This window comes from Pseudotabrizicola alkalilacus (genome assembly GCF_003443995.1).
In the GTDB taxonomy this organism is placed as follows: domain Bacteria; phylum Pseudomonadota; class Alphaproteobacteria; order Rhodobacterales; family Rhodobacteraceae; genus Pseudotabrizicola; species Pseudotabrizicola alkalilacus.
This window is the reverse complement of sequence record NZ_QWEY01000002.1, coordinates 367,327-389,591: the sequence shown is the minus strand read 5'-3', so window position 1 is coordinate 389,591 and position 22,265 is coordinate 367,327. Positions and strand designations below refer to the sequence as shown.

Genomic DNA, 22,265 nt, shown 5'->3' with positions numbered 1-22,265 from the left:
CATGCACGGGAAAGCCTCCGTCCTCTATTGCCGGAACCCTGTCGCGTCAATATTGTCAGGCTGCGAATGCAGAAGGAATGCGCCATGCCCGATACGCCCCCGTCGATGTCACCACAGGACGCGCTGATTGCCGTGATGGTGGCGGTTTCGGCCGCGGACGAGCAGATGCGCACGTCAGAACTGGTGGCGATCCAGCGCATGGTCAATCACATGCCGGTGTTTGCTGCATATGATTCCGACCGCATCCGCACCGTCAGCCAGATCGTGTTTGACCTGTTCGAGGAAGAAGACGGGCTGGATGCGCTGTTCGGCCTGATCCGCGATGCCTTGCCGGAACGACTGCGCGAAACCGCCTATGCGCTGGCCTGCGATGTGGTGTCGGCCGATGGCAAGCTGCGCGACATGGAGCTGCGCATGCTCGAAGAGGTGCGCGAAGAGCTGGCGATTGACCGGCTGCATGCCGCTGCGATCGAATGGGGCGCGCGGGTGCGGCATCTGCGGCCCTGACAGGCTGCGGGGTCAGGCGTAAACCCCGGACCAGCGGGCCAGCAGCTGCCATTGCAGGCTGCGGGCGCGCGCGGTCCAGGCCTGACCGCCCGGCGGGGCCTCACGATCCGCCTCGGCCAGCGCGTCGCGGCGGGCGGTATCGCCCAGAAAGATCGCAAAGATAAGCTCACGCCCCTGCGGCGGCCGGATATGCCCGGCCAGACCCGAAACAAAGTTCAGCGTGCCGCTTTTGGCGGTGACCCGCACCGGATGGTTGGCAATCTCTTTGCCCTTGGCATCGCGCAGGCCCAGATTGCGGAACAACGGCTGCACCCCTGCGCCCGCCATATGCGCCTGCCGGATGATCTGCGCCATATCCTGCGCTGTCACCCGTGACGCCGATCCAAGCCCGGAGTGATCGACAAAGCGGCACCCCACGCCATAGGTCGCGCGCGCCCAATCCGACATCGCCGCGCCCGAGGCCGCCAGATCGGCGGCCCCCGAGGCGCGCAGGCCCAAAGCCTCAGCGGTGATATTGGTGGAAAACCGCAGCATGTCGCGCAGGATTTCGGGCAGTGGCGCACTTTCCACCGCTGCCAGCTCTTGCCCTGATGGCTCGGCCTGCAACGGTTGCGGCGCGGACAAGGTGATGCCCTGCGCCTTTGCCAATGTCTGAAACACCTCGCCGACATACACTGCCGGGTGGCGCACTGGCAGCCAGCGGCTGCCGCCCTTGCCCAATGCGCCCGCAGCAACAGTCCACTCATCCGCGGCGTCAGAGGTCTGATAGGTAAATACCGGCGTATCACGCGACACCACCTGCATCCGCGCCATGCGCACAGCGGGCACAAACCTGTCTCCGCGCGCATCCATCGCGGTGGACCAGCCGTTGTTGGCGCGTTTCCATTCGAAATGCACGCGATTGAAATTCAGGTTCAGCCCGCTGATCGACGGGTTGTAGCCGACCTGCACCGGCTGCTCGTCACTGATCCGCAGCACCGGCGGCAAGGCGCGGTCCCAGGTCAGAAAACGCCCGGTGGCCGATTTGACCCCACGCGCCGCAAGCGCCGCCGCCAGATCGCCCAGCTGATCGGTCTGCAAGGTCGGATCGCCCGCACCCACCAGCAGGATATCCCCCTGCACCACGCCCGCGACAACCGGCCCGGTCGCCAGAACGCGGGTACGAAAGCGGAAACCGGGGCCCAGCCGCGCCAGCGCATAAAGCGCGGTCACCGCCTTGGCCACGCTGGCAGGCGGCATCCCGATCTGCGCCTCACGCTGCTCCAGCACCGTGCCGCTGGCGGCATCCATCACGACATAGCTGGCCACCGCCGCCTCGCCCAGCTTGGCCGCCGCGATCAGCGCTTCGGCCGAAGTGGTGCGCAGCGCGGGTTTTTGTCCGCCACGCGGCACCGGGCGGGGGGAGCGGGCCGGGGCCTCGGCAAAGCCGGGCACCGCCGCCGCAACAGCCGCGCCTGCCAGCAACCCGCCCAAAATCTGCCGCCGGGAAATACCCTTGGAAATCATCGTCCGCCCCATTCTTGCCGCCGCATCCTAGGCGATCTGCCCATGGGCAAGCAACCGCGCGGCCATCACGTTCCCGCGCCACTGCGCCAGTCACCCCGCGCGCGGATGGCCGTGCTGCTGGCCCCGTTCATCGGCAGGTTGATGAACGCCCAGACCGGCGGCCGCCGCGAGCCACGCAAGCCTTCGCCCCGGTCCAGCTGCTTGCCGCGAAACGCCTGCGCCGCCCGGCTCAGCCGCGCCTTGACGCCCAGACCGGGCCGCGCCAGCACTGCCACCGGCACGGCGCGCAGGATATCGCGCCAACGGTCCCAGCGGTGGAACTGCACCAGATTGTCCGCCCCCATCAGCCAGACAAACCGCACCCCGGGATACAGCGCCTGCAACCACACCACCGTTTCATAGGTGAACCGCGTGCCCAGCCGCGCCTCCAGATCGGTGATCTTGACTTTCGGGTGCCGCATCACCGCCCGCCCCCGCGCGATGCGGTCTGCCATCGGCGCCGGTTGCCGCGCCTTCAGCGGGTTGCCGGGCGACACCAGCCACCACACCTGATCCAGACCCAGCCGCTTGATCGCCTCGCGCGTGATATGAGCATGCCCCTCATGCGCCGGGTCAAACGACCCGCCCAACAGCCCCACGACCTGCCCTTTGCCCGCAACCGGAAACCCGACCCGCATACCGCCCCCTTATTTGGCGGGCCAAAGTGCCCCTGCCGCGTTGCCCTTGTCCAGCAATATCGCTACATCAGGGGCAACCCAGACACACGCGCGCATCAGTCGCCCCGCGACACCGGAGAGTACACATGGCCAGCTATCAATACGTTTACCACATGGAAGGCGTCTCAAAGACCTATCCCGGTGGCAAGAAATGCTTTGAAAACATTCACCTGAACTTCCTGCCCGGCGTCAAGATCGGCGTCGTCGGCGTCAACGGCGCGGGTAAATCCACCCTGCTGAAGATCATGGCGGGCATGGACACCGACTTCAAAGGCGAAGCCTGGGCCGCGAAAGGCGCCAAAGTCGGCTATCTGGCGCAGGAACCCTACCTCGACCCGGCCCTGAACGTGAAAGAAAACGTCATGCTGGGCGTCGCCAAGCAGACCGCCATTCTGGAACGCTACAACGAACTCGCCATGAACTACTCGGACGAGACGGCGGATGAGATGGCGGCCCTGCAAGACCAGATCGACGCCGGCAACCTGTGGGAGCTGGAAGCCACCGTCGGCGTGGCGATGGATGCGCTGCGCTGCCCGCCGGATGACGCCAATGTCGATGACCTGTCGGGCGGTGAACGCCGCCGCGTGGCTTTGTGCAAACTGCTGCTCGAAGCGCCCGACATGCTGCTGCTTGACGAACCGACCAACCATTTGGACGCCGAATCGATTGCCTGGCTGCAAAAGCACCTGATCGCCTACAAGGGCACCATCCTGATCGTCACCCATGACCGCTATTTCCTCGACGACATTACCAGCTGGATTCTCGAACTCGATCGCGGCCGCGGCATCCCGTACGAGGGCAACTATTCCGCCTGGCTGGATCAAAAGGCCAAGCGCATGCAGCAAGAGGCGCGCGAGGACAAATCCAAGCAAAAAGCGCTGGAAAAAGAACTGGAATGGATCCGCTCCGGTGCCAAGGCACGCCAGGCCAAGGGCAAGGCCCGGATTGCGCGCTACAACGAGATGGCGGGCCAGACCGTGCTGGAACGCTCGTCGAACGCGCATATCATCATCCCCAACGGCGAACGTCTGGGCAACAAGGTGATCGAGGTGACCGGCCTGAAAAAAGCCATGGGCGACAAGCTGTTGATCGAGGATCTGACCTTCACCATCCCGCCGGGGGCCATCGTCGGCGTCATCGGCCCCAATGGTGCCGGCAAATCCACCCTGTTCCGCATGCTCACCGGACAGGAACAGCCGGATGAGGGCACCGTCACGCTGGGCGACACCGTGAAACTCTCCTACGTCGACCAGTCCCGCGACGCGCTGGACCCGAACAAGAACGTGTGGGAGGAAATCTCGGGCGGGTCGGAAATCATCCAGCTCGGCGACATGCAGATGAACAGCCGGGTCTACACCGGGGCGTTCAACTTCAAAGGCACCGACCAGCAGAAAAAAGTCGGCCTGCTGTCGGGTGGGGAGCGTAACCGCGTCCACATGGCCAAACTGCTGCGCTCGGGCGGCAACGTGCTGCTCCTTGACGAACCGACCAACGATCTGGACGTGGAAACCCTGCAAGCGCTGGAATCGGCCATCGAAGACTTCGCCGGCTGCGCCGTGATCATCAGCCACGACCGCTTCTTCCTCGACCGCCTCTGCACGCATATTCTGGCGTTTGAGGGCGACGCCCACGTGGAATGGTTCGAAGGCAACTTCCAGGCCTATGAAGAAGACAAAATCCGCCGTCTGGGGCCAGACGCACTGGAGCCGAAGCGGGTGAAGTACAAGCGGTTCAGCAGGTAGGCGAATTGCTTCTACCCGTTAGCTATCAAGAAAAACTCAGAACGGCATTTCGTGACATCGAACATGCCGACGCTGACTACAAATTGGAGAAAAGTCTGACTGCGCTGGGAGGCGCAGTCTCAGATGTTTCAACCAAGCTGGCGCTTTTGCTTGATCGAGAGATGAATGAGGTTTGGAAAAAATTCAACAATCGAGATCCAGGAAAAAATAAGGCAAACGTCTACTTTCCAATGAGAAAGACCTTAGCTGAATTCGATGCCTATCTTCAGAAAAGCCAACTTGGAACATTGAACGAGAAGTCACCACGGACATATGATTTCTTGCACTCAATCCAGCCCTTCTCTACTCCCGAATATGAATGGCTGTCAAAAATGCTGGAAGTAGCGAGCACTCGGCACGAAAGTGATGCAGAAATCGAAGAGAAAAGAATTACAACGAGCATCGGACTTGGAGCAGGCCAAAACCTTTATATTAAGGCAATGACTATCAGGAACGGAAATATTTCCTTTTCAGGTAACGCGTTTGATCAATCAGGGGCAATACAGCCTTTAAACATTGAAAGAACAGAAGAAATTCTAGCGTTTGCAACGTCTGCGGGAAAACCAGCTATTGCATTCCTGAAAGATTGTCACCGGGGTAGCGGAAAGTTGTTAAGAGACTTGCGTTCCTGCCACGATTAACCATCAACGACTTCAAACGCGTTTATTGTTCATGCGCGCCGTGCCCTCGCCTACGCAACTCCCACCTGTTGTGGCGTGGACGGGTGCGCGCCCTACGCATCCCCATCGAGAACCGCGCCTTGATCGCCCCCCACCGCAGCGCAAAATCCCCGTCCCCCACCGGCAGCTGCCACACGCAGTGCAGGTGGTCCGGCAGCACCACCCAGGCCTTGATCCCAAAGGGGCGCTCCACCCGCGTCTGCGCCACCGCACGGCGCAGACAGTCGATCTCCCGCACCAAGAGGTCACTGCCGCGCGCAGCGAGGCAAAGGGTGAAGAACACCCGCGCTCCGCTGACCTTTGGTCTGACATACTCCGGCATCGGCCACAGGGTGCCACGACAGGGTTAACGCCACCTGAATGGCGCCTGACCACCCGTGCGTCCACCTAACCCGCCAAAATCACGGAACCCAAAGTCCCTGTCCGGCGTTGACCGGCAACTTCTTCAGGAAAGGACATCCCATGAAAGGTGCTTTAGCTTGGCTGATCGGCATTCCGATCCCGATCATCATCATTCTCTACCTGATCGACGTGTTCTGAGCGCGCCCGATTTTGCTCAGGACCGACTTCTGATCAGGACCGACTGGCCTGCCCCGACATGAGACAGCCCCTGCCTTACCCAACGCGGGGGCTGGGTCATGTCAGACTGATGATTTTCACCCAGAACTGACCCGGGTAGGCGTATAATTTTCGTTGAGATTTGACCCATGTGACCCTTCTCCCGCGCGGTGAGCGACGGGGGGCAACGGAGTGATCCACATGGGACTATTGAACATCATTCGCACGCTGCTTTTACGCTGCGTTTGCGGCATGGGCTTGCGATCCGCGAGATTGCCCGACGCACTGACTTATCCCGCAACACAATCAAGAAGCATCTGAAGGCTGGGACGGTTGAACCGCAGTTCGCGACGCCGGAGCGGCACAGCAAGATTGATCCCTGTGCCGACAAGCTGGCGTGTTGGCTGAAGACCGAGGCTGGCAAGTCGCGCAAACAGCGACGGACCGTAAAGCAGTTGCACGAAAGCAGTTGCACGCCGATCTCGTGGCGCTTGGCTTCACGGGTTCCTATGCCCGGGTATCCTTCTGTGGATGCAGCTGGATCGCTTTCAGTCTTTTCACAATGCTTCTCCGTTTCGGTCGAGCAGGTGTCGACCGAGCTTGATAGGATGATTTTCGGGAGCTTCAGCTGGCGGCTTGTGCCCCTAGTGGGCTAGGTTCTCAACGATGGCCAAGACGGGAATTAGAAGGATCTCCTCATCGGTTTCAGGGTCCCCGCGTTTGGATTTGTAGGCTTTCATTAAGGTTAGGAAGACAATTTTGGCTCCGGGGTCAACAGGAGGATCAGGGCGAACGCGGACATCTGCGCGCGTCGAGATGAACGCGGGCAGAACGCCAGTAAGTCATTGATAAATAAAGAAACCACCGAGAGGTTTCCCTCTCGGTGGTCATTTGATGTGTGGCGGAGTGGACAAAAAACCTACAAAATGGTCATTTATTCGTGTGTCCTACACCTGTCGACTCCCGTGCTCACCCGCACTTGGAATAGCCGCAGGAGGCGCAGGTCATGCAGCCCTCGATCATGCGCATCTCAAAGCTGCCGCAGCTGGAGCAGCTTTTGCCGCGCGGCGCGCCGATGGCGACGACTTCGGCATGGGGGTCGGATTTCAGGCCCATGCCTTCGCCTTCGATAAAGCCGATCTCGATCAGGTGGCGTTCGATCACGCCGCCGATGGCGGCGAGGATCGACGGAATGTACTTGCCTTCCATCCACGCCCCGCCGCGCGGGTCGAACACGGCTTTCAGTTCTTCGACCACAAACGAGATGTCACCGCCCCGACGGAACACGGCGGAGACCATCCGGGTCAGCGCAACGGTCCAGGCGAAATGCTCCATGTTCTTGGAGTTGATGAACACTTCGAACGGGCGGCGGTGGCCGGAAATGATGATATCGTTGATGGTGATGTAGAGCGCGTGTTCGGAGCCGGGCCATTTCAGCTTGTAGGTCGCGCCCTCCAATGCGGCGGGGCGGTCGAGCGGTTCGGACAGGTAGATCACCTCGCCATCCTGCTGGCCATTGGCCGGGGCTTCGGACGGGGTTTTGTCTGACGCCTCGGAGACGCTGAGCACCGAGCCGGTCACGTCATTGGGGCGGTAAGTGGTGCAGCCTTTGCAGCCCTGATCCCAGGCGGCCATGTAGACCTCTTTGAAGTCTTCAAAGCTGATGTCTTCGGGACAGTTGATGGTTTTCGAAATGCTGGAGTCGACCCATTTCTGCGCGGCAGCCTGCATGCGCACGTGATCCAGCGGCGGCAGGGTCTGGGCATTCACGAAATGCTCCGGCAGCGGCGCATCGCCCATTTTCTCGCGCCACAGGCGGACGGCGTAATCGACCACCTCTTCCTCGGTCCGCGAGCCGTCTTTTTGCAGCACCTTGCGGGTGTAGGCATAGGCAAACACCGGCTCGATGCCGGACGACACATTGCCGGCATAGAGGCTGATGGTGCCGGTCGGCGCGATGGAGGTCAGCAGCGCGTTGCGGATGCCGTGGGTGCGGATCGCGTCCTTCACATCGGCGTCCATATGGGCAAGCGAGCCGGAGGCGAGGAATTTGTCGGCGTCAAACAGCGGGAAGGCCCCCTTTTCGCGCGCCAGATCGACCGAGGCGAGGTAGGAAGCGCGGGCAATGGCGTGCATCCAGGTGTCGGTGATCGTCGCGGCCTCGACGCTGCCATAGCGCGCGCCGACCATCAGAAGCGCATCGGCAAGGCCGGTGACGCCCAGACCGATCCGGCGTTTTGCCCGCGCCTCGGCCTCTTGTTGCGGCAAGGGGAAGCGGCTGGCATCCACCACGTTGTCCATCATCCGCACGGCGGTGCGGACCAGATCATCCAGCGCCTCAAGATCCAGGGCGGCATTGGCAGCAAAGGCGTTCTTCACCAGCGCGGCCATGTTGATCGAACCCAGCAGGCAGGCACCATAAGGCGGCAACGGCTGTTCGCCACACGGGTTGGTGGCGGCGATGGTCTCGCAATAGGACAGGTTGTTCATCGTGTTGATACGGTCGATGAAGATCACACCCGGCTCGGCAAAATCAAAGGTGTTGCGCATGATCTTGTTCCACAGATCGCGCGCCTGCAGCGTCTTGTAGACGCGGCCATCAAACACCAGCTCCCACGGGCCATCGGCCTTGACCGCCGCCATGAACGGGTCGGTCACCAGCACCGACAGGTTGAACATGCGCAGCCGGGCTGGGTCTTTTTTGGCCTCGATGAACGCCTCGATATCGGGGTGGTCGCAGCGCATGGTGGCCATCATCGCGCCCCGGCGGCTGCCGGCCGACATGATGGTGCGGCACATCGCATCCCAGACATCCATGAACGACAGCGGGCCAGAGGCATCGGCGGCGACGCCCTTCACCTCGGCCCCGCGCGGGCGGATGGTGCTGAAATCATAGCCGATGCCGCCGCCCTGCTGCATGGTCAGCGCGGCCTCTTTCAGCCCGTCAAAGATGCCGCCCATGTTGTCGGGGATCGTGCCCATGACAAAGCAGTTGAACAGCGTGACCGCCCGCCCGGTGCCCGCGCCAGCGGTGATCCGGCCGGCGGGCAGGTATTTGAAATCTTCGAGCGCGTGGTAGAATTTTTCCTCCCATTTGGCCGGATCTGTCTCGACCGAGGCGATGGCGCGGGCGATCCTGCGCCAGGTGTCCTCAACCGAGCCGTCAATCGCTGTGCCATCCTGCGCCTTGAACCGGTATTTCATGTCCCAGATTTGTTCGGCAATGGGCGCAGCGAATCGGGACATGGGACAGCCTTGTATTTGTGGGGAATGAAGAGGAACGCACAAAATACGCCCCTATGGCGCGGGGGTCAACCAAGCGCGAAGCCTTGCCGTCGCAGCACCGCGCCCTATTGTGGCCTTTCAGAAACAAGGAAGCGAGTTGGTGGCAGATCATATTCACATCCTGAAACTCTGCGTCGGTGCCGAAAGCGTGGAGGATCTGCTGGACTGGCAGCGCAGCCAGCGGGCGCGCTGGCCCAAGGGCCGTGCGGTGCATGTCACCCGGATGTGGCCAAAGCGCGCCGATGAGGTGCTGGCCGGTGGCTCGCTGTATTGGGTGATCAAGGGCGTGGCGCTGGCGCGGCAACGGATTGTCGGGCTGGAGCCGGTAACGGGCGAGGACGGCATCTCGCGCTGCGCCATCGTGCTCGACGCCGAAGTCACCCGCACCCAAGCCGTCCCCCGCCGCCCGTTCCAGGGCTGGCGCTACCTGGACCCGAAAGACGCCCCACCCGACCTGCTGCCGGGCCGGGAAAAGGAAGAGGCCCTGCCGCCGGGCCTGGCAGAGGCGATGGCAGAGTTTGGGTTGCGGTGAGCACCCCATTCCTGTGAAGGCACCAAGCAGACCAATTTGTATGAGCGATAAAATTCAGATTACGAATATCCGTGAGGTAGATGATCGTTTCAGTTGACCACCTAAAATGTCGACTGATACTTTGAAGTGAGTACGGACCACTTAAAAAGGTTGAGGTGTGATTGAATGAGACGCGACAACGATTTGATAAGATCATTATTGTTTGAAGCAGAGGCGATGGATGATTGGCTTCTGTGCGAAAGCGGCACGATTGTAATAAACGCCGATCAGGAGGATGTTCGGCGCGGCTATCATTTATTACTTCTATGCGACACTGGTCTTTTTCTTGAAGTGGATGAGGGAGTTTTTCGGCTGATGAACGCAGGCCATGACTGGTTGGAAGCAGTGCGTGATGAGACTGTTTGGCGAAAAACGAAAGAGGCGGCAGGGAAAGTTGGCGGAGTTGGCCTTGATCTAATGGGATCTATCGCGACAGGCTTTGTAAAGCAAAAGCTGGCTGAGTTTGGAGTCCCTCTGGATTAAGCTCAGTGAGGGGGGCGGCTCGCTCCAGATTTTTCAATTGACCGGCGTCATTTTCTCAATCCCCCTCACACCTCCTCAATCATCACCACACCTTGCATCGCCTTGATCGCCCCCTTGATCTGCGGAGTGATCGGGTAGGGCTGCGGCAGGATCAGGTCGATTTCGCGGCCCTGATCGTCGGGGACGCAGAGCGTGATCTGGGCGCGATGGCGGCCTTCGACCTTTGCCAGCAGGGCAGCGAGCGAGGGCACCGCCTCGGCGCGGTTGAGGTGGATGCGCATGTCGGCGGACCCGGCCTCGGCGGCGACCGCATCAATCGGCTGCACGCCATTGGCCAGCAGCTTGACGCCATCACCATCGGGGTCAACCTTGACCGTCAGCACCACATTGCGGCCCGGCTCCAGAAAATCGCGCGCCGCCTCCAGCACGTCGGAGAACACCGTGACCTCATAAAGGCCGGTGGGGTCCGACAGCTGGACAAAGGCAAAGCGGTTGCCGCGCGCCGATTTGCGTTCCTGTTTCGACGCGACCGAGCCGGCGATTTTGGCAATCAGCGGGCCGCGTTGGGCAAGAGCGGTGATCTCGGTCAGCGTTTTCACATCCTTGCGCTTCAGCGGCCCCATGTAATCATCCAGCGGGTGGCCCGACAGGTAGAAGCCGACCGCCTGATGCTCGTGCCCCAGCCGTTCCACCGGCTGCCAGTCATCGCGGAACGGCAGGCGGGGTTCGGGGATGTCATCCCCCGCCTCGCCGAACAGCGACACCTGATTGCTGGATTTCGCGTCATGGATCGCGGCGGAAAAGGCCACCAGCGCATCCAACGCCTCGAACACGCGGGCGCGGTTGGGGTCAAGCTGGTCAAACGCCCCGGCGCGAGCCAGCATCTCCATCGGGCGCTTGCCGACCCGTTTCAGATCGACGCGGCGGGCGAAGTCGAACAGGGTGGCAAACGGCTTGTCGCCCCGCGCCTCGACGATCAGTTTCATCGCCTCGACGCCGACGTTTTTCAACGCGCCAAGCGCATAGATCAACGCGCCCTCGCGCACGGTAAAGGTGGCAAGGCTGCGGTTGACGCAAGGCGCGACCATCGCGATGCCCAGCTTGTCGACCTCGCGTTTATACACCGCCAGCTTGTCGGTCAGGTGGATATCGCAGTTCATCACCCCGGCCATGAATTCCGCCGGGTAATTCGCCTTGAGATAGGCGGTCTGATACGACACCACGGCATAGGCGGCGGCGTGGGATTTGTTGAACCCGTAGTTGGCGAATTTCTCCAGCAGGTCAAAGACCTCACCGGCCTTTTTCGCATCAATCCCGTGGGTTTTCTTGGCCCCTTCGATAAACTTGGGCCGCTCTTTCGCCATTTCCTCGGCGATCTTTTTCCCCATAGCGCGGCGCAACAGGTCGGCGCCGCCAAGCGAATAGCCGCCCATGACCTGCGCGATCTGCATCACCTGTTCCTGATAGACGATGATGCCCTGGGTCTCTTTCAGGATCGGGTCGATGGTCGGATGCAGCGATTCAACCTCGCGCAGGCCGTTTTTCACCTCGCAATAGACCGGGATATTCTCCATCGGGCCGGGGCGGTACAATGCCACCAGTGCCACAATATCCTCGATACAGGTTGGTTTCATCCGTCGCAGCGCGTCCATCATGCCGCTGGATTCCACCTGAAACACCGCGACGGTTTTGGCGGCGGCGTACAGCTCATAGCTGGGCTTGTCGTCCAGCGGGATCAGGTTGATGTCAAAGGCAATCCCGCGCAGGGCCAGCAGGTCCATCGCGTTCTGGATCACGGTCAGGGTCTTCAGGCCCAGAAAGTCGAACTTCACCAGCCCCGCAGCCTCGACCCATTTCATGTTGAACTGGGTGGCGGGCATATCCGATCGCGGATCCTGATACAGCGGCACCAGCTCATCCAGCGGGCGGTCGCCGATCACCACCCCGGCGGCGTGGGTCGATGCGTTGCGGTACAGACCTTCGATCTGCTGGGCGTAACCCAGAAGCCGCCCCACCACCTCTTCCTTCGCGGCTTCGCGCAGACGCGGCTCATCCGCGAGTGCCTTGGTGATGCTGACCGGCTTCACCCCCTCGACCGGGATCATCTTCGACAGCCGGTCCACCTGCCCGTAAGACAGCTGCAGCACCCGCCCGACATCGCGCACGGCGGCTTTCGACAGCAAGGCACCAAAGGTGATGATCTGCCCCACCTTGTCGCGACCATAGCGGTCCTGCACATAGCGGATCACCTCTTCACGGCGGTCCATGCAGAAGTCGATGTCAAAGTCGGGCATAGAAACCCGTTCCGGGTTCAGGAACCGCTCAAACAGCAGGGCATAGCGCAGCGGATCAAGGTCGGTGATGGTCAGCGCATAGGCGACCAGCGACCCGGCCCCCGACCCCCGGCCGGGGCCGACCGGGATGCCATTGTCTTTGGCCCATTTGATAAAGTCGGACACGATCAGGAAATAGCCGGGAAAGCCCATCTTTTCGATGATATCCAGCTCGAAATCCAGACGCGCCTGATACTCTTCCACCGTCACCGCATGCGGAATGATCGCCAGCCGCGCCTGCAACCCGGCATTGGCCTGACGGCGCAGCTCGTTCACCTCGTCATCGGCAAATTTCGGCAGGATCGGTTTGCGCTTATAGGCCGCAAAGGCGCAGCGGCGGGCGATTTCGACTGTATTTTCCAACGCCTCGGGCAGATCGGCGAACAGCGCGCACATCTCGGATTCGGACTTGAAATAGTGCTGCGGGGTCAGGCGGCGGCGGGGCTGCTGCTGGTCGACATAAGCGCCTTCGGCAATGCAGATCAGCGCATCATGCGCCTCATACATGTCGGCCTTGGGGAAATAGACATCATTGGTCGCCACCAATGGCAGGCCCATGTCATAGGCCAGCTCGATATGACCACGCTCAGACCCGGCCTCGGCGGGGGGCAGGCGGCCGCCCTCGCCCGGATGGCGCTGCAATTCGACGTAAAGACGATCTGGAAACGCGGCCGCCAGCTGCGTCAACAGCGCGCGCGCCTTTGGCATCTGCCCGGCCTGCAGGAACCGGCCCAGCGGGCCATCGGGGCCGCCAGTCAGGCAGATCAGCCCGCTGGCATGGCGGGTCAGATCCTCCACCGTCACATGCGGCAACTGCCCGTCACCGCGCAGGTAAAGGCAGGAGTTCAGCTTCATCAGGTTCATGTAGCCAGCATCATTCTGCGCCAGCAGAACAATGGGCGCGGGCGGGCGCGGGCGCTCGCCCGGTTGGGACGGATCATGCGCCAGGCTGATCTGGCAACCGACAATCGGCTGCACCCCGGCCCCCTGCGCCGTCACCGAGAATTCGAGTGCGGCAAACATGTTGTTGGTGTCGGTCACCGCGATGGCGGGCATCTGCGCTGCCTCTGCCAGCTTGACCAATGACTTGACCGGCACCGCGCCTTCCAGCAAGGAATGTTCGGTATGGACTCTCAGGTGAATGAATCGCGGGGCTTGTGACATGAGCATAGCCTACCGAAGCATCCGCTCCGGGGAAAGGGTGCCTCATTCTTCGGCAAATCCCGATGGTGCTTCAAATGCGGGGCATGATATTTGTCTTGCCATGTGGCGCGTCGGCTTGCTTGATGATCTGACAGGGACAAGCTGATAAAAATCTGGGGTGCATGCCCGTTTTACGCCGCATCGGGCGGGTATGCAGAAAACCTCGAACGGGGAGAAGGCGGCGGACGAACATAATGTCGCAGATTGCGTTTCACCTGAACGGAGCGCCTGTCCGCGTGTCCGATGAAGCCCCTGACCGGACGCTTCTGGACTGGCTGCGCGAAACCCGTGGCCTGACCGGCACCAAGGAAGGCTGCAACGAGGGCGATTGCGGGGCCTGCACGGTGATGGTCACCGATGCCACCGGCAGCCGCGCGCTGAACGCCTGCATCCTGTTCCTGCCGCAGCTGGACGGCAAGGCGGTGCGCACGGTCGAAGGCATCGCCGGGCCAGAGGGCCAGCCGCATCCGGTGCAGCAGGCGATGATCGACCATCACGGCGCGCAATGCGGGTTCTGCACGCCGGGGTTCATCGTGTCGATGGCGACGGCGCATCTGAACGGGGCCACCGACCATGATGACCAACTGGCGGGCAACCTGTGCCGCTGCACCGGCTATGCCCCGATCATCCGCGCGGCACAGGCCGCCGAGACAGCGCCGGTGCCGGACTGGATGAAAACCGACCGGGATATTTTCCGTCCTCAAATATCCCAGGGGGGTGAGGGCGAAGCCCGAGGGGGGGCAGAGCCCCCCCTGCCCGGCTTCCGCCCGCGCACCAGCGATGAGCTGGCGGCCTGGTATCAGGCCAACCCCGAGGCCACACTGATCGCCGGGGCGACCGATGTGGGGCTTTGGGTGACCAAGCAGCTGCGCGCCCTGTCGCCGGTGGCGTTTCTGTCGGGCGTCACCGATCTGCAGCAGATCGAGGATCAGGGCGACACCATCCGCATCGGCGCGGGCGTCACCATTGCCGCCCTGCGCCATGCGCTCGCCCCGCGCTTTCCGTCGCTGGGCGAGCTCTTGCGGCGCTATTCCAGCGAACAGGTGCGCAATGCGGCCACCATCGGCGGCAATATCGCCAATGGCTCGCCGATCGGCGACGGGCCACCGGCGCTGATCGCGCTGGGGGCCGTGCTGCACCTGCGCCGGGGCGATGTGCGGCGCAAGATGGCGCTGGAGGATTTTTTCATTGAATATCGTAAACAGGACCGGCAGCCGGGCGAATTTGTCGAGGCGGTGACGATCCCGGCTTACGCGCCGGACCTGCGCTGCTACAAGCTGTCGAAGCGGTTCGATCAGGATATTTCGGCGGTCTGCGGCTGCTTCAATCTTGAAACGGTGGATGGGGTGATCACATCGGCCCGCATCGCCTTTGGCGGCATGGCGGGCACGCCGAAACGGGCGGCGGCCGTCGAGGCTACGCTGATCGGCAAGCCAATGACGCCGGAGATGGCGGATGCAGCGGCGGCGCTGATGGCGCAGGATTTTACACCACTGTCAGACATGCGGGCGTCGAGCGCTTACCGGCTGCAAACCGCGCAGAACATGCTGCGGCGTTACGTGCATGATCTGGCCGGCGTGCCGGTTTCGGTGCTGGAGGTGCGGGCATGAGCATGGGCAAATCCCTGCCGCATGATGCGGCCCCGCTGCATGTCACCGGACAGGCGCGCTATGTCGATGACATCCCGCTGCCGGGCAATGCACTGCATCTGGCCTTTGGCCTGTCCACCATCGCGCATGGCGATGTGACCGCGCTCGACCTGTCCGCCGTCCGCGCCGCCCCCGGTGTGGTGGCGGTCTACGGGCCGGACGATTTCGACGAGGTGCCCGATTGCAGCCCCTCCGCGCATGACGAGCCGCTGATCTCGACCGGCGCGGTGTTCTACCTCGGCATGCCGCTGTTTCTGGTGGCGGCCACCAGCCACCTTGCGGCGCGCAAGGCAGCGCGGCTGGCCAAGGTCAGCTATGACGAACGGCCTGCGCTTTTGACCGTGGATGACGCCCTCGCCGCAAACAGCCGGTTCGAGGACGGGCCGGTGATCTGGACCAAAGGCGATGCCGCCCGCGCCATCGACACCGCCCCGCACAAGGTCGAGGGCCGCTTCGAGGTCGGCGGGCAGGAGCATTTCTATCTGGAAGGTCAGGTTGCGGCCTGTCTGCCGCTGGAAGGCGGCGACCTTCTGGTGCATTCCTCCACCCAGCACCCGTCCGAGATCCAGCACAAGGTCGCCCACGCCCTGCATCTGCCGATGAGCGCGGTGCGGGTCGAGGTGCGGCGGATGGGCGGCGGCTTTGGCGGCAAGGAATCGCAGGGCAATGCGCTCGCCATCGCCTGCGCCGTGGTGGCCACGCGCACCGGGCGGCCCGCCAAGATGCGCTATGACCGCGACGATGACATGATGATCACCGGCAAGCGCCATGACCTGCGCATCCTGTACCGCGCGGGCTTTGACGCGCAGGGCAAGCTGACCGGAGTGGAATTCACCCATCTGTTCCGCTGCGGCTGGGCGCAGGATCTGTCCTTGCCGGTGGCGGACCGGGCCATGCTGCACGCCGACAACTGCTATCACCTGCCCGACATCCGCATCGAAAGCCACCGTTTGAAGACCCACACCCAAAGCGCCACCGCCTTTCGCGGCTTTGGCGGACCGCAGGGCATGGTCGGGATCGAGCGGGTGATGGACCATGTGGCGCATGTGCTGGGCCGCGATCCGCTGGAGGTGCGGCGGGTGAACTTTTACGCCGCAATGGTCGGAGAGGCTTTGCCGGGTGACCGAGCCGATGTTGCCGAGTCCGCCCCGGACCGCCCACCGGTGGATGACGAGATCGACCTGACCTCACGCGGGGCGCTTGCGGCAGCCCCCGGGGGCGCTTCGCCCCCCGGACCCCCAGAGGATATTTTCAGACAGAAAATGGGGGCCGGGAAACAGACCACTCCGTTCTTCATGCCCGTGGAGGATTTCATCGGGCATGAACTGGTCGCGGCACTGGTGCAGTCATCGGATTACGCGGCGCGGCGGGCGGCGATTGCGGCGTGGAACGCGACCAGCCCGGTGTTGAAGCGCGGCATTGCGCTGACGCCGGTGAAGTTCGGGATTTCCTTTACGCTGACGCATCTCAATCAGGCCGGGGCCTTGGTGCATGTGTATCAGGATGGCTCGATCCATCTGAACCATGGCGGCACCGAGATGGGCCAAGGGTTGTTCCAGAAGGTGGCGCAGGTGGCAGCGGGGGTGTTCGGCGTGGATCCGGGGCAGGTGAAGATCACCGCGACCGATACCGCCAAGGTGCCCAACACCAGCGCCACGGCGGCGAGTTCCGGATCTGACCTGAACGGCATGGCCGCGCAGGCGGCCTGCGTGACCATCCGCGACCGGATGGCGGCGTTTGTCGCGGGCAAGCATCAGGTCAAGCCGGAAGCCGTGCGGTTTGAGGATGGCATGGTGAAGGTGGCGGGCGAGGTGTATGACTTTGCGCGGGTGGCAATGTGGGCCTATCAGGCGCGGGTCAGCCTGTCGTCAACCGGGTTCTATGCCACACCGAAACTGCAATGGGACCGCAAGGCCGGCAAGGGGCGGCCCTTCCTGTACTTTGCCTATGGCGCGGCGGTGACCGAGGTGGTGATCGACACGCTGACCGGCGAGAACCGGATTTTGCGCGCGGATCTGCTGCATGACACCGGCAACAGTCTGAACCCGGCCTTGGACATTGGCCAGATCGAGGGAGCCTATGTGCAGGGCGCGGGCTGGCTGACGACAGAAGAGCTGGTCTGGGATGGCAAGGGCCGCCTGACCACGCATGCGCCCAGCACCTACAAGATCCCGGCCTGTTCGGACCGGCCGGATGTATTCAACGTGGCCCTCTGGGGGCGACCCAACCGCGAGGAGACTGTGGGCCGGTCCAAAGCGGTGGGCGAGCCGCCGTTCATGCTGGGCATCTCGGCGCTCTACGCGCTGTCGGATGCGGTGGCGGCCTGCGGGCCGGGCTATCCGGCGCTGGATGCGCCCGCCACGGCAGAGCGGGTTCTGGCGGCAGTAGGCCGGGTGCGCGGCGATGTTTGATCTGGCGGAGTTGGCGGCGGCGGTTGCGGTGCAGGGGGCCGTGGCCCGCGTGGTGATTGCGGCGCATGACGGTTCCTCCCCGCGCGAGGCTGGGGCGGCGATGCTGGTCTGGGCGGATGTGACGCGGGGGGCGGGGCAGTCGGGCACCATCGGCGGCGGCGCGCTGGAATGGGAAGCGGCGGCAGAGGCGCGGGCGATGCTGGCGGATGGCGGGCACCGGGTGCGGCGCGTGGCGCTGGGGCCAGCGCTTGGCCAATGCTGCGGCGGGGCCGTCACGCTGGTAACCGAGGTGTACGACGCCGGGTCGCTGCCCGTGGCCGAAGCCGGAGTGGTGGCGCGCAGCGTGGACGGGCGCCCGATGCCGCTGGCGGTGAAGCGCCTGCTGGACCGGGCGCGAGGTCAGGGCGTCAGCCCCGCGCCGCTGCTGGTGCAGGGCTGGTTTGTGGAGCCGGTGACAGCCCCGGCGCGCGATCTGTGGATATGGGGCGCGGGCCATGTCGGCAGGGCGCTGGTCAGCGTACTCGCCCCGCTGCCGGGGCTGCGGATCACCTGGGTCGATGTGGCGGCGGATCGTTTTCCCGACGCCATCCCCGAGGGCGTGACCGCCCTGCCTGTCGCCGATGCGGCGCGGCTGGTGGCCCATGCGCCGAAGGACGCCGAACATCTGGTGCTGACCTATAGCCATGCGCTGGATCTGGAGCTGTGTCACCGCTTGCTGAGCCACGGCTTTGCCCGCGCCGGGGTGATCGGCTCGGCGACCAAATGGGCGCGGTTCCGGTCGCGGCTGGCCGCCCTTGGCCATGGCCCGGCAGACATCGCCCGCATCGACTGCCCGATCGGTGACCCCGCTTTGGGCAAACATCCGCAAGCCATTGCCATCGGCGTGGCGCAGGCCGTGCTTTCGCACAAAGCCATCCCTTTGCTGAAGGAGAAAGCCCTATGACACGGCCAGAACTGCTGCGCCCCGAACTGCTGCGCCCCGAACTTCTGCGCGTTGAGGGGGTGACCAAGGCCTATCCGGGCGTGGTTGCCAACTCTGATGTGTCGTTTTCGATCTCCGAAGGCGAGATCCACGCCCTGCTGGGCGAGAATGGCGCGGGCAAATCCACGCTGGTCAAGATGATCTATGGGTTGGTGAAGCCGGATTCCGGGCGGATGACTCTGCGCGGCGCGGCCTATACTCCCGCCGAGCCACGGGCCGCGCGGGCCTCTGGGGTGGCGATGGTGTTCCAGCACTTCAGCCTGTTCGAGGCGCTGAACGTGGCCGAGAACGTGGCGCTGGGGATGGAGAACCCGCCGCCGATGAAAGAACTGGCCAGCCGGATCAAGGCGGTGAGCGAGGAATACGGGCTGCCTCTGGACCCGGCCCGGATGGTCGGTGATCTGTCGGCGGGGGAGCGGCAGCGGGTGGAGATCGTGCGCTGTCTGCTGCAAGACCCGAAGCTGTTGATCATGGACGAACCGACCTCCGTTCTGACCCCGCAGGAGGTGGATATCTTGTTCCGCACCCTGCGGCAGCTTTCGGCAGAGGGCACCGCGATCTTGTACATCAGCCACAAGCTGGAGGAGATCCGCACGCTCTGCGACGAGGCGACGATCTTGCGGCGTGGCAAGGTGGTGGCGACCTGCACGCCGCGTGAGCGGTCGGCGCGCGAGATGGCGGAGCTGATGATCGGCGCGACCCTGACACCGCCGGAACGGGCGGGAGGGACCAAAGGTGCTACGGCACTGGAGGTGGTCGATCTGTCGGTGGCCTCGCCCATTCCCTTTGGGACTTCGCTGAAGAATGTCAGCTTCAAGGTCGCCAAGGGCGAGGTGCTCGGCATCGCCGGAGTGGCGGGCAACGGGCAGGACGAATTGCTTTTGGCGTTGTCGGGGGAGGTGCGGGCCGCCCGCGATGCGGTAAAGATCGACGGCGCAGGCGTGGGCCACACCGGCACGAACGAGCGCCGGGCCTTGGGGCTGGTCGCGGCGCCCGAGGAACGGCTGGGCCATGCGGCGGCACCGGATATGTCGCTGGTCGAAAATGCGTTGCTGTCTGGCGCGCTGCGCAAGGGGCTGACACGCAACGGCTTTATCGACTGGGGCAAGACCGAGGCCTTTGCGGCGGGCATCGTGAAGGATTTCGATGTGCGCACGCCCGGCACGCATGTGGCGGCGCGGGCGCTGTCCGGTGGCAACCTGCAAAAGTTCGTGGTCGGGCGCGAGCTGAGCCAGACGCCAACGGTGATCGTGATCAACCAGCCGACATGGGGCGTGGACGCGGCGGCGGCGGCGAGCATCCGGCAGGCCATCCTCGACCGCGCTGCCGGGGGGGCGGCGGTGGTGGTGATCTCTCAGGATCTGGATGAGCTGCTGGAAATCGCCGATAGCTTTGCCGCGTTGAACGAGGGGCGGCTGACACGCCCTCGCCCGGTGGCGGGGCTGACGATTGACGAGATCGGGCTGATGATGGGTGGGGCGCATGGCATGGAGGTGGCGCATCATGCCCACTGACAGTGCGCACACAGGCGGAGGAAAGATGAGTATTTTTGCCAAGATGAAAGGGCGGGTCCATGCTGAGGCTTGAAAAAAGGCCCTCGCCCAGCCGGTTCTGGCAAGGGGCGACCCCGGTGCTGGCGGTGGTGCTGACCATGATCGCGGGCGGGCTGATGTTTGCGGCACTGGGGAAGAACCCGTTCGAGGCAATCCGCACGATTTTCTGGGATCCGTTGTTTCATCCGCAGTTCGCCGATTATTCGCGGCCGCAACTGCTGGTCAAGGCCGGGCCGCTGATCCTGATCGCGATTGGCCTGTCGCTGGGGTTCCGGGCCGGAATCTGGAACATCGGGGCCGAAGGGCAATACATCATGGGTGCGCTGTTCGGCGCGGGCGTGGGGCTGGCGTTTTACCCGGCCGATCTGTGGTTCATCTTTCCGCTGATGGTGATTGCGGGCGCGTTCGGTGGCTGGATCTGGGCGATGATCCCGGCGATTTTACGCACGAAGTTCAACACCAATGAGATCCTTGTCTCTCTGCTGATGGTCTATATCGCGCAGAACTTTCTGTCGTCGATGTCGCTGGGGCTCTTGCGGAACCCCGAAGGTGGCGGATTTCCGGGCAGCCGCAACCTGAGCCAGTATCCTGCCGCGTCGAACCCGGAGCTGATTGCCGGCACCGGCATGCATTGGGGAGTGATTGCGGCGTTCATGGCGGTGATCGCGGCCTATATCCTGCTGCAGCGCCATATCCTTGGCTTTCACATCAAGCTGGCCGGACAGGCCCCGCGTGCGGCGCGCTATGCCGGGGTGAATCCGACCGGGCTGGTGCTGCTGTGCATGGGGATTTCGGGGGCATTGGCGGGTTTAGCCGGTTTATTCGAGGTGTCGGGGCCTGCCGGGCAGATCAGCATTGATTTCAACGTGGGCTATGGCTTTACGGCGATCATCGTCGCGTTCCTTGGCCGGTTGAATCCGATCGGCATTCTGTTGGCGGGGCTGCTGATGGCGCTGACCTATATCGGCGGCGAGCTGGCGCAATTCATGCTGGGCCTGCCTGCTGCCGCCATTCAGGCGTTTCAGGGGATGCTGTTGTTCTTCCTGCTGGCCGTCGATCTGCTCAGCAATTACCGCATTCGCCCTGCCCTGAAAAAGGAGGCCATCTGATGTTCGGAGGAATTGATCCGGCGCTGCTGATTTCGGCGCTGATGGTGGCTTCGGTGCCGATCATCCTCGCCGCCATCGGCGAGCTGATTGTAGAGCGCGCCGGGGTGCTGAACCTTGGGGTCGAGGGCATGATGATCATGGGCGCGGTCTGCGGCTTTATCGTCTCGGTCCAGTCGGGCAGCGCGGTGATGGGCTTTGTCGGCGGGGCCATCGGCGGCGCGGCGATGGCGTTTATCTTCGGGGTGCTGACGCAGTTTCTGCTGGCCAATCAGGTGGCATCAGGCCTTGCGCTGACGCTGTTCGGGCTGGGGCTGTCGTCGCTGATGGGGCAGAGCTTTGTCGGCATCCGGCCACCCGCGACCGGGGCGGTGCCGTTCGGGCCGCTGGCGGATATTCCGTTCTTTGGCCGGGTTCTGTTCAGCCATGACTGGGTGGTCTATGCCTCCATCGCCTCGGTCGCGGCGGCGTGGTGGGTGCTGAAAGCCACCCGCACCGGGCTGATCCTGCGGGCGGTGGGCGAAAGCCATGATGCCGCCCATGCGCTTGGATACAAGGTGCGCCGGATCCGCATGCTGGCGATCCTGTTCGGCGGTGCAATGGCCGGTCTGGGCGGGGCCTATATCAGCATGGTCAGGGTGCCACAGTGGACCGATGGCATCACCTCGGGCGCGGGCTGGATTGCCCTGGCGATTGTGGTGTTCGCGGCCTGGCGTCCGTGGCGAGCACTGGTCGGTGCCTATCTTTTTGGCGGAATCTCGGTGCTTCAGCTTAATCTGCAGGCGGCGGGGGCGCGTATTCCGGTCGAATACTTGTCGATGTCGCCGTATCTGATAACCATTCTGGTGTTGGTCATCATGTCTTCGGGCAAGGGCAAGGCTGCACTGAACGCTCCGGCAAGTCTGGGCCAGAATTTCCACGCCTCGCGTTAGGGGCACTTA

At 63.2% G+C, this 22,265-nt stretch carries 16 protein-coding genes and 1 pseudogene; 12 read left to right on the top strand and 5 right to left on the bottom strand.

The window, feature by feature from the left end:
- Positions 1–84: 84 nt before the first annotated feature.
- Positions 85–507: a tellurite resistance TerB family protein gene (locus D1012_RS05855; RefSeq protein ID WP_118150585.1), complete on the top strand. Its 423-nt coding sequence runs from the start codon at positions 85–87 to the stop codon at positions 505–507.
- Positions 508–519: 12 nt separating this feature from the next.
- Here the strand turns inward: D1012_RS05855 and dacB are convergent, their stop codons facing one another.
- Positions 520–2,013, bottom strand: a complete 1,494-nt coding sequence (dacB, locus tag D1012_RS05850; protein WP_118150584.1) for a D-alanyl-D-alanine carboxypeptidase/D-alanyl-D-alanine endopeptidase — start codon at positions 2,011–2,013, stop codon at positions 520–522.
- Between the two features lie 65 nt (positions 2,014–2,078).
- Positions 2,079–2,690, bottom strand: coding sequence for a nicotinate-nucleotide adenylyltransferase (locus D1012_RS05845; protein WP_118150394.1), 612 nt, complete (start codon positions 2,688–2,690; stop codon positions 2,079–2,081).
- Positions 2,691–2,815: 125 nt separating this feature from the next.
- On the opposite strand from D1012_RS05845, the gene ettA reads away from it, so the two are divergent.
- Together ettA and D1012_RS22360 are read left to right on the top strand one after the other, a co-directional pair.
- Positions 2,816–4,471 carry an energy-dependent translational throttle protein EttA gene (ettA, locus tag D1012_RS05840; protein WP_118150393.1) on the top strand — a complete coding sequence of 552 codons (1,656 nt, stop codon included), beginning with the start codon at positions 2,816–2,818 and terminating at the stop codon, positions 4,469–4,471.
- Between the two features lie 5 nt (positions 4,472–4,476).
- The gene (locus D1012_RS22360; protein WP_147335627.1) at positions 4,477–5,151 is read left to right on the top strand and encodes a hypothetical protein; all 675 of its coding nucleotides are present in this window, start codon (positions 4,477–4,479) and stop codon (positions 5,149–5,151) included.
- Positions 5,152–5,173: 22 nt separating this feature from the next.
- Here D1012_RS22360 and D1012_RS05835 read toward each other — a convergent pair whose 3' ends face one another.
- Positions 5,174–5,512 carry an REP-associated tyrosine transposase gene (locus D1012_RS05835; RefSeq protein WP_118150392.1) on the bottom strand — a complete coding sequence of 113 codons (339 nt, stop codon included), beginning with the start codon at positions 5,510–5,512 and terminating at the stop codon, positions 5,174–5,176.
- A gap of 437 nt (positions 5,513–5,949) precedes the next feature.
- On the opposite strand from D1012_RS05835, the pseudogene D1012_RS22930 reads away from it, so the two are divergent.
- A pseudogene (locus D1012_RS22930) lies at positions 5,950–6,289 on the top strand (IS21 family transposase); the annotation flags it as partial.
- Between the two features lie 428 nt (positions 6,290–6,717).
- Here D1012_RS22930 and D1012_RS05825 read toward each other — a convergent pair.
- A complete protein-coding gene (locus D1012_RS05825) occupies positions 6,718–8,994 on the bottom strand; it encodes an adenosylcobalamin-dependent ribonucleoside-diphosphate reductase (RefSeq protein WP_118150391.1) in 2,277 nt (758 codons plus the stop codon).
- A gap of 139 nt (positions 8,995–9,133) precedes the next feature.
- Between D1012_RS05825 and D1012_RS05820 the strand changes: the two genes are divergently transcribed.
- Positions 9,134–9,565 carry a DUF1489 family protein gene (locus D1012_RS05820; protein ID WP_118150583.1) on the top strand — a complete coding sequence of 144 codons (432 nt, stop codon included), beginning with the start codon at positions 9,134–9,136 and terminating at the stop codon, positions 9,563–9,565.
- Between the two features lie 165 nt (positions 9,566–9,730).
- Positions 9,731–10,087: a DUF2513 domain-containing protein gene (locus tag D1012_RS05815; protein WP_118150390.1), complete on the top strand. Its 357-nt coding sequence runs from the start codon at positions 9,731–9,733 to the stop codon at positions 10,085–10,087.
- A 65-nt stretch (positions 10,088–10,152) separates the two neighbouring features.
- Here the strand turns inward: D1012_RS05815 and dnaE are convergent, their stop codons facing one another.
- Positions 10,153–13,584, bottom strand: a complete 3,432-nt coding sequence (dnaE, locus tag D1012_RS05810) for a DNA polymerase III subunit alpha (protein WP_118150389.1) — start codon at positions 13,582–13,584, stop codon at positions 10,153–10,155.
- Between the two features lie 233 nt (positions 13,585–13,817).
- On the opposite strand from dnaE, the gene xdhA reads away from it, so the two are divergent.
- The 6 genes from xdhA to D1012_RS05780 are packed head-to-tail and all read left to right on the top strand — an operon-like array spanning position 13,818 to position 22,256.
- Entirely contained in the window at positions 13,818–15,233 is a 1,416-nt protein-coding gene (gene xdhA, locus D1012_RS05805) for a xanthine dehydrogenase small subunit (RefSeq protein ID WP_118150388.1), read from the top strand.
- Complete coding sequence (gene xdhB, locus D1012_RS05800) at positions 15,230–17,683, top strand: xanthine dehydrogenase molybdopterin binding subunit (protein ID WP_118150387.1); 2,454 nt, start codon at positions 15,230–15,232, stop codon at positions 17,681–17,683. Before xdhA ends, xdhB begins: the two co-directional genes overlap by 4 nt.
- Positions 17,676–18,626: a xanthine dehydrogenase accessory protein XdhC gene (gene xdhC, locus D1012_RS05795; RefSeq protein ID WP_118150386.1), complete on the top strand. Its 951-nt coding sequence runs from the start codon at positions 17,676–17,678 to the stop codon at positions 18,624–18,626. Before xdhB ends, xdhC begins: the two co-directional genes overlap by 8 nt.
- Entirely contained in the window at positions 18,623–20,179 is a 1,557-nt protein-coding gene (locus tag D1012_RS05790; protein WP_118150385.1) for an ABC transporter ATP-binding protein, read from the top strand. The genes xdhC and D1012_RS05790 overlap by 4 nt, the downstream gene beginning before the upstream one ends.
- A gap of 59 nt (positions 20,180–20,238) precedes the next feature.
- Positions 20,239–21,327 carry an ABC transporter permease gene (locus tag D1012_RS05785; protein WP_118150384.1) on the top strand — a complete coding sequence of 363 codons (1,089 nt, stop codon included), beginning with the start codon at positions 20,239–20,241 and terminating at the stop codon, positions 21,325–21,327.
- Positions 21,327–22,256 carry an ABC transporter permease gene (locus D1012_RS05780; RefSeq protein WP_118150383.1) on the top strand — a complete coding sequence of 310 codons (930 nt, stop codon included), beginning with the start codon at positions 21,327–21,329 and terminating at the stop codon, positions 22,254–22,256. Before D1012_RS05785 ends, D1012_RS05780 begins: the two co-directional genes overlap by 1 nt.
- The last annotated feature ends 9 nt before the right edge of the window (positions 22,257–22,265 follow it).

Excerpts from the sequence above, each read along its gene's own strand:
- D1012_RS05785 (WP_118150384.1), top strand. The coding sequence starts at position 20,239 with ATGCTGAGGCTTGAAAAAAGGCCCTCGCCCAGCCGGTTCTGGCAAGGG.
- xdhB (WP_118150387.1), top strand. The coding sequence starts at position 15,230 with ATGAGCATGGGCAAATCCCTGCCGCATGATGCGGCCCCGCTGCATGTC.
- D1012_RS05835 (WP_118150392.1), bottom strand. The coding sequence starts at position 5,512 with ATGCCGGAGTATGTCAGACCAAAGGTCAGCGGAGCGCGGGTGTTCTTC.
- D1012_RS05780 (WP_118150383.1), top strand. The coding sequence starts at position 21,327 with ATGTTCGGAGGAATTGATCCGGCGCTGCTGATTTCGGCGCTGATGGTG.
- D1012_RS05825 (WP_118150391.1), bottom strand. The coding sequence starts at position 8,994 with ATGTCCCGATTCGCTGCGCCCATTGCCGAACAAATCTGGGACATGAAA.
- dnaE (WP_118150389.1), bottom strand. The coding sequence starts at position 13,584 with ATGTCACAAGCCCCGCGATTCATTCACCTGAGAGTCCATACCGAACAT.
- D1012_RS05845 (WP_118150394.1), bottom strand. The coding sequence starts at position 2,690 with ATGCGGGTCGGGTTTCCGGTTGCGGGCAAAGGGCAGGTCGTGGGGCTG.
- xdhC (WP_118150386.1), top strand. The coding sequence starts at position 17,676 with ATGTTTGATCTGGCGGAGTTGGCGGCGGCGGTTGCGGTGCAGGGGGCC.
- xdhA (WP_118150388.1), top strand. The coding sequence starts at position 13,818 with ATGTCGCAGATTGCGTTTCACCTGAACGGAGCGCCTGTCCGCGTGTCC.
- ettA (WP_118150393.1), top strand. The coding sequence starts at position 2,816 with ATGGCCAGCTATCAATACGTTTACCACATGGAAGGCGTCTCAAAGACC.
- D1012_RS05790 (WP_118150385.1), top strand. The coding sequence starts at position 18,623 with ATGACACGGCCAGAACTGCTGCGCCCCGAACTGCTGCGCCCCGAACTT.
- D1012_RS05815 (WP_118150390.1), top strand. The coding sequence starts at position 9,731 with ATGAGACGCGACAACGATTTGATAAGATCATTATTGTTTGAAGCAGAG.
- dacB (WP_118150584.1), bottom strand. The coding sequence starts at position 2,013 with ATGATTTCCAAGGGTATTTCCCGGCGGCAGATTTTGGGCGGGTTGCTG.
- D1012_RS05855 (WP_118150585.1), top strand. The coding sequence starts at position 85 with ATGCCCGATACGCCCCCGTCGATGTCACCACAGGACGCGCTGATTGCC.